The sequence below is a fragment of the Marinihelvus fidelis genome (genome assembly GCF_008725655.1).
In the GTDB taxonomy this organism is placed as follows: domain Bacteria; phylum Pseudomonadota; class Gammaproteobacteria; order Xanthomonadales; family SZUA-36; genus Marinihelvus; species Marinihelvus fidelis.
In genome coordinates, this window is sequence record NZ_VYXP01000003.1 from 256,431 (window position 1) to 268,733 (window position 12,303).

General features: G+C 61.9%; 14 protein-coding genes. 3 read left to right on the top strand and 11 right to left on the bottom strand.

The window, feature by feature from the left end; all coding sequences use genetic code 11:
• Nucleotides 1-52: 52 nt before the first annotated feature.
• Genes F3N42_RS05510 through manD form a run of 4 tightly spaced genes read right to left on the bottom strand, consistent with a single transcriptional unit; the run spans nucleotide 53 to nucleotide 3,754 of the window.
• On the bottom strand, nucleotides 53-1,213 hold the full coding sequence (locus F3N42_RS05510; protein ID WP_224784736.1) for an acyltransferase family protein: 1,161 nt from the start codon (nucleotides 1,211-1,213) through the stop codon (nucleotides 53-55).
• Between the two features lie 12 nt (nucleotides 1,214-1,225).
• Nucleotides 1,226-1,759, bottom strand: a complete 534-nt coding sequence (locus F3N42_RS05515; RefSeq protein ID WP_224784737.1) for an MOSC domain-containing protein — start codon at nucleotides 1,757-1,759, stop codon at nucleotides 1,226-1,228.
• Nucleotides 1,760-1,803: 44 nt separating this feature from the next.
• The gene (locus F3N42_RS05520; protein WP_224784738.1) at nucleotides 1,804-2,529 is read right to left on the bottom strand and encodes a carbon-nitrogen hydrolase family protein; all 726 of its coding nucleotides are present in this window, start codon (nucleotides 2,527-2,529) and stop codon (nucleotides 1,804-1,806) included.
• Nucleotides 2,530-2,545: 16 nt separating this feature from the next.
• Nucleotides 2,546-3,754, bottom strand: coding sequence for a D-mannonate dehydratase ManD (gene manD / locus F3N42_RS05525; RefSeq protein WP_150863390.1), 1,209 nt, complete (start codon nucleotides 3,752-3,754; stop codon nucleotides 2,546-2,548).
• 183 nt (nucleotides 3,755-3,937) lie between these two features.
• Here manD and uxaC point away from each other — a divergent pair, with 183 nt between their 5' ends.
• The gene (uxaC, locus tag F3N42_RS05530) at nucleotides 3,938-5,344 is read left to right on the top strand and encodes a glucuronate isomerase (protein WP_150863391.1); all 1,407 of its coding nucleotides are present in this window, start codon (nucleotides 3,938-3,940) and stop codon (nucleotides 5,342-5,344) included.
• The gene (locus F3N42_RS05535) at nucleotides 5,341-6,819 is read left to right on the top strand and encodes a mannitol dehydrogenase family protein (protein ID WP_150863392.1); all 1,479 of its coding nucleotides are present in this window, start codon (nucleotides 5,341-5,343) and stop codon (nucleotides 6,817-6,819) included. The genes uxaC and F3N42_RS05535 overlap by 4 nt, the downstream gene beginning before the upstream one ends.
• A gap of 1 nt (nucleotide 6,820) precedes the next feature.
• On the opposite strand, the gene F3N42_RS05540 is transcribed toward F3N42_RS05535, so the two are convergent.
• From F3N42_RS05540 to F3N42_RS05565, 7 genes are all read right to left on the bottom strand, one after another.
• Nucleotides 6,821-8,446 carry a sulfatase family protein gene (locus tag F3N42_RS05540; protein WP_224784739.1) on the bottom strand — a complete coding sequence of 542 codons (1,626 nt, stop codon included), beginning with the start codon at nucleotides 8,444-8,446 and terminating at the stop codon, nucleotides 6,821-6,823.
• Nucleotides 8,447-8,454: 8 nt separating this feature from the next.
• The gene (locus F3N42_RS15740; RefSeq protein WP_224784741.1) at nucleotides 8,455-8,610 is read right to left on the bottom strand and encodes a hypothetical protein; all 156 of its coding nucleotides are present in this window, start codon (nucleotides 8,608-8,610) and stop codon (nucleotides 8,455-8,457) included.
• Between the two features lie 23 nt (nucleotides 8,611-8,633).
• Complete coding sequence (locus F3N42_RS05545) at nucleotides 8,634-9,491, bottom strand: VOC family protein (RefSeq protein ID WP_150863395.1); 858 nt, start codon at nucleotides 9,489-9,491, stop codon at nucleotides 8,634-8,636.
• A gap of 47 nt (nucleotides 9,492-9,538) precedes the next feature.
• Nucleotides 9,539-10,672 carry a phosphogluconate dehydrogenase (NAD(+)-dependent, decarboxylating) gene (gnd, locus tag F3N42_RS05550; protein WP_224784743.1) on the bottom strand — a complete coding sequence of 378 codons (1,134 nt, stop codon included), beginning with the start codon at nucleotides 10,670-10,672 and terminating at the stop codon, nucleotides 9,539-9,541.
• Complete coding sequence (locus F3N42_RS05555) at nucleotides 10,557-10,970, bottom strand: Dabb family protein (RefSeq protein ID WP_150863399.1); 414 nt, start codon at nucleotides 10,968-10,970, stop codon at nucleotides 10,557-10,559. The genes gnd and F3N42_RS05555 overlap by 116 nt, the downstream gene beginning before the upstream one ends.
• Complete coding sequence (locus tag F3N42_RS05560; RefSeq protein ID WP_150863400.1) at nucleotides 10,967-11,269, bottom strand: hypothetical protein; 303 nt, start codon at nucleotides 11,267-11,269, stop codon at nucleotides 10,967-10,969. The genes F3N42_RS05555 and F3N42_RS05560 overlap by 4 nt, the downstream gene beginning before the upstream one ends.
• Before the next feature lie 76 nt (nucleotides 11,270-11,345).
• A complete protein-coding gene (locus F3N42_RS05565; RefSeq protein WP_224784745.1) occupies nucleotides 11,346-11,753 on the bottom strand; it encodes a secondary thiamine-phosphate synthase enzyme YjbQ in 408 nt (135 codons plus the stop codon).
• An 84-nt stretch (nucleotides 11,754-11,837) separates the two neighbouring features.
• On the opposite strand from F3N42_RS05565, the gene F3N42_RS05570 reads away from it, so the two are divergent.
• Nucleotides 11,838-12,296: a DUF1801 domain-containing protein gene (locus F3N42_RS05570; protein WP_150863404.1), complete on the top strand. Its 459-nt coding sequence runs from the start codon at nucleotides 11,838-11,840 to the stop codon at nucleotides 12,294-12,296.
• Nucleotides 12,297-12,303 lie beyond the last annotated feature (7 nt).

A 12,303-nucleotide genomic window follows, 5' to 3' on the forward strand; every position in this document is an offset into this window, starting at 1 on the left:
GTGCCTTGTCCTCCCTTTGGAAATTAGGGTTGTGCTCCAATCGAGCAGCAAACTATTTCGGATCTCCACCTTTCTCAACTGGAGAACGACTTGCAGAAACGTAGTGACTGCTGCGAAGCAAAAACCTTTTTTCAACGAGATGCCACATTGCGACGGCCATCACTAACGTAGTGAGAGCTCCCGCGGCCAGGTATAGCCATGGATCATCCGCCAACCAGCCGTAGTGGACGAAAACCTGGAGAACCGGAAAATGCAGTATGTAAATACCGTAGGAGAAATCACCATACTTGCCAAAATTCCCCAGGTAGAAAAACAGCGCAAAGAAAATGACAACCGTGGCGAGCGCAAACGGCTCAAACAGAGGAAAAAGCCAGTACGAATCGAAAATGAGCACCAGGATGGCCCCCGCCAGGAAGTATCCGGCCCATCGCTCAAAAAACTTGAGCTGATAGTAGAAAAACGCCCCCGCACAAAAAAAGGACAACTGCCCTGGAAGCTGCCGGCCAAGCCGCAGGTAGACGCTATCTCCTGTCTTCTCTGCCAGCCATGCGAACAAGACGACGTAGGATATTGACCCGACATAGGCAATGGCGAGAACGGCCAGGGTTCCAAACCGCCGGAAAAGCATCACGAAGAGCGGAACGCTCAGGTAAAACATGACTTCGATTTTTAGGGTCCACAACGCACCATTCACGGTGTTGACCGGGTTGGTCTCGAAGACTCCGGGAAGCGTATGTTGGAAAAAATTCAGGAACGAGAGGTTCGCAACTACATATCCGACCCAGGAAACTGTGAAATAGTCAGTTACGGAGTTTGAACTGACCCCTAGTAAACCGACAGCGCATAGCATGACCGCCACGAAATATGCCGGGTAAATCCGACGAATCCGTTTACTGGCGTAAGTTGTGTTTGACGATGATCGCTCATAGCTCATGAAGATCAAAAAGCCGCTCACAACAAAGAACGCTTCCACCGCAACCCGGGTGGATAAAACACTATCGATCCACGCCAGTGGCTGGTATTCGGAAAGCTGATATGCATGAACCAGGCAGACCGTTCCCGCGAACAACAGACGCAGTAAGTCAAAGTTGTTCGTTGTCAGTCGGGGGCTATCTGGGAGCAAAACGGCCTCCTGGCTATTTAACAAGAACGTGCGCGCAGAAACGCCGAAGCCAAACTTTATGCCCCACTCAGAAGCGTCGTTGAGGCCCAATTCTGCAATTCGTCATAGCTTTTCAATGATACCTCCCGTATTCACGCACCCAGGCTTGATCACCTTTGCGTTGATGCCGCGCAGGTTCAACAACTTGCCCTCCTCCGAGTTGACGAACTTGGCCGCGTCCAACCCGAAACGGTCTATGAACTTTCGACAGCCGAGGTGCGGTATATCCGTGACTTCGATCATGGCATCGCCCAACGACAGGCGTGATCCCGGCGGCAGGTTGTCGGCACTCAGGTCCAGGTCGACGTAGAACTGATCACCCGCCAGGGGCCAGTTTTCGCGTGGCCCCGCGATGAGCTCGATTACCCTGGCATTCATCAGGTTCAATTGCATTCCTGGGTGAGCACTTCCGTCTTGCGTGGCACGGGACCCACGCACCAGCCAGTTGTCGCCGACCAGGCCTCGATCCAGATCAAGCTCAGCCCGGTCCAGAACCTCGCGTTTATTCGTTTCCGGGCGCCGGACGATCAACTCTATTGTTCCAAGGTCGGCCGGCGACTCGCGGATGATCCCCAACCCCGCGACCAGGTCGGCCATGGAACGAACTTCAACCATGGACGGTGGCATAAAGCTCCTCTTGCTCATGGAACAGTCGCGGGACCGTCCGCCGCGAGGTCGACAAACAGGATGCCTTCCCCGGCAGCTTCCAGGCCGTCGATCCGCTGCCCCTCGACGCTCCAGGCCGTTGACTGACCGGCAGCTTCGAACGCTTCACAGTGCCCTGTCGCGTTGGCCATGACGACGGTCAGCCGGAGTTGCTTAGAAATACTGGGAAAATAGGACATGGCCTTTTCGATACCCCCCTGCGACTTTGCCACGCTGGCCAGGTAGACATCAGCACCCTGCCTCGACGCGGCCTTCGCGTGGTGCGACTGAAGCGCTTCGAAACAGATGGCGGGCGACATTTTGTGACCACACCACTCGAGCAAGCTCGACGCGTCACCTGGAACGAAGAACGCCTCTTCATCAGGGTGCAGGGTTTGCTTGACATAGACCCGTCGCTGCTTTCCCGGCGATATCCAGGCCATGGCAATCTGCACGCCCAGCGGGACCCTCAGGGGAAGCCCAACGCCGATCAACAGGCCATGCTCGTCACTGCACTGCTGAAACACATCGAGCCTTGAATCGTCGATGGACATGGCGAGTTCACCGGCCATCCCGGGTTGGTAGCCTGTGAGAGACAGTTCCGGAAAAAACACGACCTGCGCGCCGCCGGCGACCGCCTTTTCGATCCATTCCAGGTGACGGTCGATGTTCGTGGCGATGTCGCCGGCCACGGACGCGCACTGGACCGCGCAAATGATCACGATGTTGTCGCGACGTTTACCAGGACCAGGCTGTACCGTCGCGCAACTGCGCTACCGGCAAACTCGCCGCCTGGTAGGGGTACTCACTCGCCATCGACTCGTCGAGTTCAACGCCGTGACCCGGCGCCTCACCCGGGTGCAACATCCCATCGGCAAAGGTGTACGCGTGCGGGAACATCGCGTCGGTTTCCTCGTTGTGGCGCATGTATTCCTGCAGGCCGAAGTTGGGTACCCAGAGGCCGAAGTGCAGCGCCACGCCCATGGTGACCGGCGACAGGTCGGTGGCGCCGTGGCAGCCGGTGCGCACCTGGAAGGCATCGGCGAACAGCGCGATCTGGCGCATGTGGGTCAGACCGCCGCAGCGCTGCACGCTGGTGCGCACGTAGTCAATCAGCTGCTCGCTGACCAGCACGCGGAAATCCTGCAGGTGGTTAAGCACTTCGCCGGTCGCGATCGGCGTGGTGGTGTGCTGGCGGATCAGGCGGAAGCTTTCCGGGTTGTCGGCCGGGGTGGGATCTTCCAGCCACCCCAGCCGGAATGGTTCCAGTGACTTGCCCAGCGCTGCGGCTTCCTGCGGGGTCAGGCGGTGATGAACGTCGTGCAGCAGCTTCAGGTGCGGACCGAACTGCTTGCGCGCCTGGGCGAACAGTTCGGGGATGAAATCCAGGTATTCCGGTGTTGACCAGGTTTCCATCGGTGGCAGGCCACGCTCGGCCGGTTCGTAATACAGCTTGCCCTTGGCCACGCCGTAGGCCTTGTCCAGGCCGGGGATGGCGCACTGCAGGCGCACGGCCTGGTAGCCCATCGCTACATAATTCTCGACCTCGGAGAGGCAGTCGTCGATGGACTTGCCATTGGCGTGACCGTAGACCGTCACGCCGGTGCGGCTGGCGCCGCCCAGCAACTGGTACAGCGGCAGGCCGGCCTGCTTGGCCTTGATGTCCCATAGCGCCATGTCGACGGCGGCAATCGCGGTCATGGTCACCGGTCCGCGGCGCCAGTAGGCACCCTTGTACAGCGACTGCCAGACATGCTCGATGCGTTCGGCGTCCTGGCCCAGCAGCCACGGGATCACGTGTTCTTCCAGGTAAGCCACCACCGCTTTTTCGCGGCCATTGAGTGTGGCATCGCCCAGCCCGGTCAGGCCGGTGTCGGTGGTGATCTTCAGGGTGGCGAAATTGCGTCCGGGGCTGGACAGGATGACGCGCGCTTCGGTGATTTTCATTGTTGCCCTCCAGGCGGGCTGTACTCGTTTTCATCTTGACACCGGTATGCCCCGCGGGGATGCTTGGTGGCTTCCACGCCGGGGCCTCGTGTCACGATTCTGACGGCCCGGGCTAAACGTTTCAATGCGCCCGTACCTGTTGTGCGGCGCGCCGACAGCAAAACAGGAAAGACTTCCCACATCATGGCTCTTCTGCATCCGGACCGGTTGTTTCCGGCCCACCCCGAGACCCGGGACATCGCCCGTTCGCTCTACGAGCGCGTCAGGGACCTGCCCATCGTCAGCCCGCATGGGCACACGGACCCATCCTGGTTCGCGCTGAATGAACCTTTCAGTGACGCCGCCAACCTGCTGATCACCCCGGACCACTACCTGTTCCGGATGCTCTACAGCCAGGGTGTGCCGCTGCAGCAACTGGGTGTACCGGATGCTAACGGGCAACAGCCGGACGTGGACCCGCGCGAGGTCTGGCGCCTGTTTGCGAAACACTGGTACCTGTTTGCCGGCACCCCGTCCCGCATCTGGCTGGATCATGTATTCCAGAATGTCTTCGGCATTGATGAACGACTTTCCGCCGATACCGCCGATGGCATCTTCGACCACATCGGTGAGTGCCTGGCGAAGGATGATTTCCGGCCGCGTGCCTTGTTCGAGCGCTTCAATATCGAAGTCATCGCGACGACCGAGTCTCCGCTGGATGACCTGCGCCATCACGACACCATCCGCGCCAGCGGCTGGAGCGGCAAGGTGGTCACCGCATTCCGCCCGGACCCCGTGGTTGACCCTGAATTCGAAGGTTTCAACGACAACGTCGACCGCCTGGGCGAAATCACCGGCGAGGACACCAGCACCTGGAAAGGCTACCTGGCGGCGCTGCGCAACCGGCGCGCCTATTTCATGGAGCGCGGCGCGACGTCAACCGACCATGGGCACCCGACGGCGCGAACCGAGAACCTGTCGCAGGACGAGGCCGAAGCCCTGTTCAATTCCGTCCGCGCCGGGCTGGAGTATGCCGCCGATGCCGAGCGCTTCCGCGGGCAGATGCTGACCGAGATGGCACGCATGAGCCTGGACGATGGCCTGGTGATGCAGATTCATCCGGGCTCGTTCCGCAACCACAACGAGTGGCTGTTCAGGAACTATGGCCGCGACAAGGGTGCCGATATCCCGATGGCGACCGACTACGTCAACGACCTGAAGCCGTTGCTGGATGCTTTCGGCAACGAGCGCGACCTGTCGATCATCCTGTTCACGCTGGACGAAACCGTCTACAGCCGCGAACTGGCACCGCTGGCCGGCCACTACCCGTGCCTGAAGCTGGGTCCGTCCTGGTGGTTCCATGACAGCCCCGAAGGCATGCGCCGGTTCCGTAGCCAGGTGACCGAGACCGCCGGCCTGTACAACACCGTCGGCTTCAACGACGACACCCGCGCGTTCCTGTCGATCCCGGCGCGCCATGACCTCAGCCGCCGCATCGACTGTGGCTGGCTGGCGGAGATGGTGGCCGAGCACCGCATCGAGCTGGACGTGGCCGAAGACCTGGCGCCCAAACTCGCCTACCAGTTCGCCAAGGACGCCTACAAGTTGTGACGACTGTTTCCAGGCTCGACGCCGGCCAGTTGGACGGGCTGCCCGGATCGGCCCGACAACCCTGCTATGACCACAATGCGACGACCATCGGCGTGGTTCACCTGGGGCTGGGCGCTTTCCACCGTGCCCACCAGGCGGTTTTCTTCGATGACCTCCTGGCCGCCGGCGAGTCGGGCTGGGCCATTGCCGGCGTGTCGATGCGCAGTGCCGGCGTGCGCGACCAGCTGGCGCCGCAGGATGGGTTGTACACGCTGGTCTCGCTGGATGGCGACCAGGTAGAGGACCGCATCATCGGCGCGATTTCCGAAGCATTGTTCCTGGGTGAAGAGCGTGAGCGCGTCGACGAGTTGCTGGCCTCTGCGGACACGAAGCTGGTCACCTTGACGGTCACCGAAAAAGCCTACTGCCTGGCCTCGCTGGATGGCGGCCTGGATTTCGACCACCCCGGTATCGTCCATGACGTGGCGCACCCGGACACGCCGGGGACCGTACCCGGATTACTGTGCCGCGCCCTGGCCCGCCGTCGTCACGAAGGCCTGGCACCGCCAACCATCATGTCCTGCGATAACCTGCCGAACAACAGCACCCGGCTGCGCCGCGCCATCCTCGACTTCGCTGACCGGGCAGAGCCGGGGCTGGGCGACTGGTTGCGCGCCGAAGGCGCCTTCCCCAACACCATGGTCGACCGCATCGTGCCGCGCACGACCGAGGCCGATCGCGAAGCCCTGGCCACGCGCCTGGGCGTCGACGACCACGGCATGGTCAAGGCCGAGCCGTTCACGCAGTGGGTGATCGAAGATCGTTTCTGCAATGGTCGTCCGCCGCTGGACCGGGTTGGCGCCACACTGGTTGACGATGTCGAGCCCTATGAACTGATGAAGCTACGCTTTGTACTCGGTTCACACTCGTCCATCGCCTACCTGGCCTGCCTGGCGGGCATCAAGTACGTGCACGATGCCATGGACACTGCCATCGGTGACCTGGTCGCGCAGATGATGGAGCACGAAGCGCAGCCGGTCACCGCCCTACCCCCTGGATTCGATATCGCCGCCTACCGCGCCACGTTGCTGGCGCGCTTCAGCAACGCCGGCATCATGCACCTGGCGGCGCAGATCGCCATGGATGGGTCGCAAAAAGTGCCGATCAGGTTGCTGGGTACGATTCGCGCCTGTATCGAGGCCGGTCAGCCATTCGACCGGCTGGCGCTGGCTGTTGCGGCGTGGATTCGTTACGCCAGCGGCACGGGGCTCAATGGCGAATCATTTGACGTCGATGACCCGATGGCCGCCGAGCTGGCCGCGATTGGCCGCGAGGCGGGTGATGATGACAAGGCACTACTGGATGGATTCCTTGCGGTACCGGCGATTTTCCCGGCAGAGCTGTCGCAGCACCCGGCATTCCGCGATTCCGTGGGACGTTGGCTGTTGGCATTAACTGAGGAAGGCGCGCTGGCGTGCGCGGCGCGCGCTGCCTAGCCTACTGATCCGGGGGCTGCTTTTCTTTTGCTTTGCGCTGCTGCAGGCGCTTGCGATCAGGCACCATGAAGTCACGTAGCCCGTCATCCTCCGGGGTCTTCAGCCAGTCCGGTGGAAATGGCGCGGCCGGAGAGCCTTCACGATTGCGCGAGTGTGCGCCGGGGCCCCACTTCTCGGTGTAAGGGATCACGTGTGCACGGTCATTGTTGGCCAGGCGCTTGAACAACTCCTCGCGCATTCGCACGCGGACATCCAGGAACTGCGGATCCTCGATCAGGTTGTTCATTTCCCGGGGGTCGTTCTCCAGGTCATAGAGTTCTTCGATGTCCCAGACGCCGTGGTACTGGATCAGCTTGAAGCGCTCCGTTCGCAGCGCGAACGTCGTCGGCGTCATCGGGTAATTGAACTCCCAGTAATACTCGTAGAGCAGGTCGTCGCGCCAGTCCGGCAGGCTCTTGCCCTGCGCCAGCGGCAGCATGCTGGCGCCCTCGAACTGCGGCGGCATGGTGTCCACACCGGCGATGTCCAGAACGGTCGGTCCGATATCGATACCGGCGACGATCCTGTCCACGGTGCGGCCCGGCTCATCGATGCCCGGGTAACGCATCAGCATCGGTACACGCATCGACTCCTCGTAGGCATTGCGCTTGTCGATCAGGCCGTGCTCACCGAACATGAAGCCGTTGTCGCCCATCAGGATGACGATGGTGTCGTCGGCAAGATCGTTGCCTTCCAGCCAGTCCTGGATGCGGCCAATGCTGTCGTCGACGGCGGTCAGCGCGCGGTGGTACTGGCGCTTGTACTCCTGCACATCCAGGGTGCTGTGATAGGGAAAATCGACGCCATGCCAGCTATTGCGCTGGTTCTTCACCCACATTGGCTTGCCGCGATAGTTCTCTTCGGTATCCGCCTGGCTGGCCGGCACCGGGATCTCGGCTTCGGCGTAGAGGTTCTCGTAGCGCCTGGGCGGCTTGAAGTCAGCATGTACCGCCTTGTGCGACAGGTAGACGAAAAACGGCTTGTCGTCATCACGCAGGCGCTGCAGCCAGTCGATGGTGTAGTCCGTCAGCTCGTCGGTGATGTAGCCGGTCTGCGGTACGCGCTCGCCGTTGATATTGAAGGTATTGACCTTGCCGTTGCGCTTTACCGGGTAGTAGTGCCCCTGCCCTGCAAAGCTCAGCCAGTGATCGAAACCCGGCTGGGGGCGATCGAGCTCGCCATGCGACGAACCGGCCTCGCCCATGTGCCACTTGCCGAAAAACGCGGTCTGGTACCCCTGCTCTTGCAGGTATTCCGGGAAAAAGCGCGCGCCTGAGCTGACACCGGAGTTGTTATCTACCACGCCGTGGTTATGCATGTACTGCCCGGTGAGGATCGATGCGCGGCTCGGCGAGCAAAGTGACGTGGTCACGAAGGCATTGCGAAAATGCACGCCCTCGGCCGCCATGGCGTCGATGTGCGGCGTCTGCAGGATGGGGTTCAGGAACCCCATTTCATCGTAGCGCTGGTCGTCGGTCAGGATGAAAATGACATTGCGCGGTGCCGCGCTTGCCTCTGCCGTAACGATAAACAGCCCGGCCAGGCACAAGGCAACCTGGAACAGGCGGGGCAGGTCGTGGAACTTCAACGAATCGCTCAGTACCAGCGATTGCCGCCGATGCTCATGTACCCGTGGTCGCCGATGGGCACACCCACATTCAGGCCGACACCGACATTGCCACTGCAGCCAGACAGCGCCAGCGTCGCAATGACCAACAGGCTGGTGCCCAACCATTTGATCCGGTTTTTCATCTGGGATTTCATGGTTATCTCCCTCATTTGTCCAGCGGGCCCAGCGCCAGTACGGCACCGGTCGGGTCGGTGATGATCGCCAGGTTGCCGTCACGCACTTTGGCGGAAGGCGCCATCACAACGTTGCCGCCCAGCGACGCCGCCTTGCTGGCTGCAGACGCCGGGTCGACAACAGCAAAATGGGTCAGCCAGAGCGGTGAAACCTGGTCATTGGGGCGGTCCTGGATACCGGCGCGGGCCACGCCGCCCCGGTTCAGGGTGTGGTACTCACCGCCATTGCGCCACGTGGTCGTGACTTCATAACCCGCCGCTTCCAGATAGAACGCCGACGCAGATACATCGTTGGCAGCCAGCAGCTCATTCCAGGTGACGTCGCCCACATGTTGGGTCGGCGGATCCTGCGGGTCGCCGACATGGCTGTCGAGAAACCCGACCACTGCGCCCTGGGCATCACGGGCCACGGCGGCACGCGCGAAGCTGCCGACTTCGCGGGGGGCAACCACCATGGCGCCGCCCAGCCGGGTCACAGCCGCTGCCGACGCATCGACATCGGGCACGGAGATGTAGCCCAGCCAGCGGGAGTAGTCGACACCGTTGCCGGGGTCTTCAACTTCGATCATGCCGCCCAGGATCCGCCCGCCGGCGCCGACGACCAGTGTGTACGGCCCACCTTCAGGGCGCTGGGTGTCGCGGAAGGACCAGCCGAACAGGCTGCCATAGAATGCTTTGGCCGCGTCGATGTCGTCGGTCACCAGGTCATGCCAAACAAACTTCCCGTGCAGGGGGGCATCGCTTAATGGCGTGTTCTCAAAGACATCTTCGGTCGTTGCGCAGGCCGCCAGGGACAGCGCAACGAAAACGGTAAACAGCTGTTTAATCATCATCTTCCCCCAACGGGTCTGTAACCGTGGATTGCATCCAGTGTATATCACTCCGGTTTCTCGGCGTGGCCGCCGAAAGCATGGCGCATGGCCGACAGCACCTTGCCGGCATACTCGCCTTCATCGCGTGATGAAAACCGGTCGAAAACGGCGGCACTGATCACGTGCAGCGGCACGCCGGCCTCGATGGCTGCCTGCACCGTCCAGCGGCCTTCGCCGGAATCCGATACCCGGCCGGCGAACTTCGACAGCGCCGGGTCGGCGTGCAATGACTGCGCCGTCAGGTCCAGCAGCCACGAACCGACCACGCTGCCGCGGCGCCACAGCTCCGTGACCTTGTCGATTTCAAAATCAAACTGGAAATGTTCCGGTTGGTCCAGCGGCGTGGTTTCCGCATCGCGCTCCCGGCCTTCGTGGCCAATACCACCGTGGGCGAGCAGGTTCAGGCCTTCAGCGTAGGCGGCCATCAGGCCGTACTCAATACCGTTATGAACCATTTTCACGAAGTGCCCGGCACCGGTCGGGCCGCAGTGCAGCCAACCCTGTTCCTCTGGTGTCGGCTCCCCTTTTCGACCCGGGGTTCTCGGCGCCGAATCTGCTCCGGGCGCAAGCGCCTCGAAGACCGGCTGCAACCGCTTCACCACCGCTTTTTTGCCGCCAATCATCAGGCAGTACCCGCGTTCCGCACCCCAGACGCCACCGCTGACGCCACAGTCGACGTAGTGGATGCCGAGCTCCGAAAGCGTGGCCGCGCGCCGGATATCATCCGGATAGTGGCTGTTGCCGCCGTCAATGAGCACATCATCATCGTCGAGTAAGGGGGCCAGCTGTTCGACCAGGCCGTCGACGAACGCGACCGGCACCATCATCCACACATGGCGCGGTGGCGGCAGGGCATCGACCAGTTCGGCAATCGAACTGGCGCCATCGGCACCGTTGGCGGACAGCGCGGCGACGGCTTCATCATTCACGTCGTAGGCCACCACTTCATGGCCGGCGTTAATCAGCCGCTGCGCCATGCTGCCGCCCATGCGGCCCAGCCCGATCATGCCGATGCGCATGGCGTTACTTTGCCGCCCGGGCGTCGTAGACCACCACCCGGTCGACCATCGGTGTGACCATGTCGGCAAATGCGACATGCAGGGGATGCACCTGGTAGGCCGCCTGGCCCGCCTCGTCATCGAAATAGAGAATCTCCGATGCCGACCAGCTGTGGTCGACCACGCCCCGGGCTTCGGTACTGGCCGGCACGCCGACGTGCACCGCGCGGACGGTGGGAATTTCACCCAGGCCCTTGATGCCTTCAAGCAGTTTCTCGAGGTCTTCGGCAGAATCCGGGTTCTTTAACCAGAAGAATACGTGGTGGACCAGGGGATAGTCCGCCACGGTGGCCGCCTGCGCGGATCCACTACCGGTCATGGCAACACCAGCCGCCGCCGCGGTGCCGGCCAGGAACTGCCGCCTTCCGGCGCCGCTCATGGCTGCTCACCCTTAACCCCGGCCAGTTCGGCACGCCGGGCGGCGGCATGGGTACATTCTGCCCGGTTCCCCGGATCACTGAATTGGGCATTGTCGGGCGGCGCAGAAGAACCCGGTGTCGGCGGGTTCATCGCACTGCCATTGACCGGCGCCCGGGACGCGGCGTCCTCACACCAGGTCTGCTCGTATGCCGCGGAGCCGGGCTCGGGGCCAAAATCAAGTGTGGAACAGGCGGATATGGCCAGCGCGGCGGTGGCCACGGCCAGCAATCCGGCGCCACGAAATCCAGTGATTTTCATCTCGACAACTCCTCCAGGAAATCCTGTCACTGCGGCGAGTGTAACCCGATCATGCTGCCCTCGCAGGCGCGGCCGCTCACGGCGACAGGTGACAGATCACGTTGCGCCGGCCTTGATGGTGCCGGTGCTCCCACAGGTAGATACCCTGCCAGGTGCCCAGCGCCAGTTTGCCGCCCATGACCGGAATCGACAGTGATGTGGCGGTCAGTGATGCCTTGATATGCGCCGGCATGTCATCGGGGCCTTCCGCGGTGTGGGTGTAAATCGGATCGTTCTCGGGTACCAGGCGGTTCAGCCACTGTTCCAGGTCGTGGCGGGCGCTGGGATCGTAGTTTTCCTGCACCAGCAGGCTGGCCGAGGTGTGCTGGATGAACAGGTGGCAGACGCCGTCATCAATGCCGGCATCGCGCACCTCAGCGCGTACGGCATCGGTAATGTCCTGAAGCCCCTGGCCCCTGACTTCGACGGTAACGCGTGTCGCCAACCTTCGCTCCCTGGTCTGGTGTGGTCTGGTCAATAGACCCAAATATAATGCACGATGGTCGTCCATGCCGGTAGGGAGTCAGCCATGGTCCAGTCCAAAGCCGCCACACCCGAGCAGTACCTGGAAGAATTGCCGGATGAGCGCCGCAGCATCATGCGCCGCCTGCACGAGGCCATCACCGCCAACCTGCGCGGCGGCTTTGTATCCGTGATGAATTACGGCATGCCTGGCTACGTGGTACCCCACTCGATTTATCCCGACGGCTATCACTGCAACCCAAAACTGCCCCTGCCCTACATGAGCCTGGCCTCGCAAAAGCAGTACATCAGTGTTTACCACATGGGTTTGTACGCCGAATCCGGCGCCCTGGACTGGTTCCTGTCCGAGTACGCCGACCGCGTGGGCGGCAAGCCCGACATGGGCAAATGCTGTATCAGGTTTCGCAAGGCCGACCAGGTGCCCGTGGCGCTCGTTGGTGAACTGGCGGGTCGCTTTACCACGGCCGACTGGATTGCGGCGTACGAGCGAACAATCCGCCGTTAACGCCACC

Bases quoted from the DNA above. Each gene is read 5' to 3' on its own strand.
- F3N42_RS05515 (WP_224784737.1), bottom strand. From the start codon at position 1,759: ATGGCCGACCTGGTCGCGGGGTTGGGGATCATCCGCGAGTCGCCGGCC.
- manD (WP_150863390.1), bottom strand. From the start codon at position 3,754: ATGAAAATCACCGAAGCGCGCGTCATCCTGTCCAGCCCCGGACGCAAT.
- uxaC (WP_150863391.1), top strand. From the start codon at position 3,938: ATGGCTCTTCTGCATCCGGACCGGTTGTTTCCGGCCCACCCCGAGACC.
- F3N42_RS15740 (WP_224784741.1), bottom strand. From the start codon at position 8,610: ATGAAAAACCGGATCAAATGGTTGGGCACCAGCCTGTTGGTCATTGCG.
- F3N42_RS05545 (WP_150863395.1), bottom strand. From the start codon at position 9,491: ATGATTAAACAGCTGTTTACCGTTTTCGTTGCGCTGTCCCTGGCGGCC.
- gnd (WP_224784743.1), bottom strand. From the start codon at position 10,672: ATGACGAGGCGGGCCAGGCGGCCTACCAGGTGCATCCCCTGCATGTCG.
- F3N42_RS05555 (WP_150863399.1), bottom strand. From the start codon at position 10,970: ATGAGCGGCGCCGGAAGGCGGCAGTTCCTGGCCGGCACCGCGGCGGCG.
- F3N42_RS05560 (WP_150863400.1), bottom strand. From the start codon at position 11,269: ATGAAAATCACTGGATTTCGTGGCGCCGGATTGCTGGCCGTGGCCACC.
- F3N42_RS05570 (WP_150863404.1), top strand. From the start codon at position 11,838: ATGGTCCAGTCCAAAGCCGCCACACCCGAGCAGTACCTGGAAGAATTG.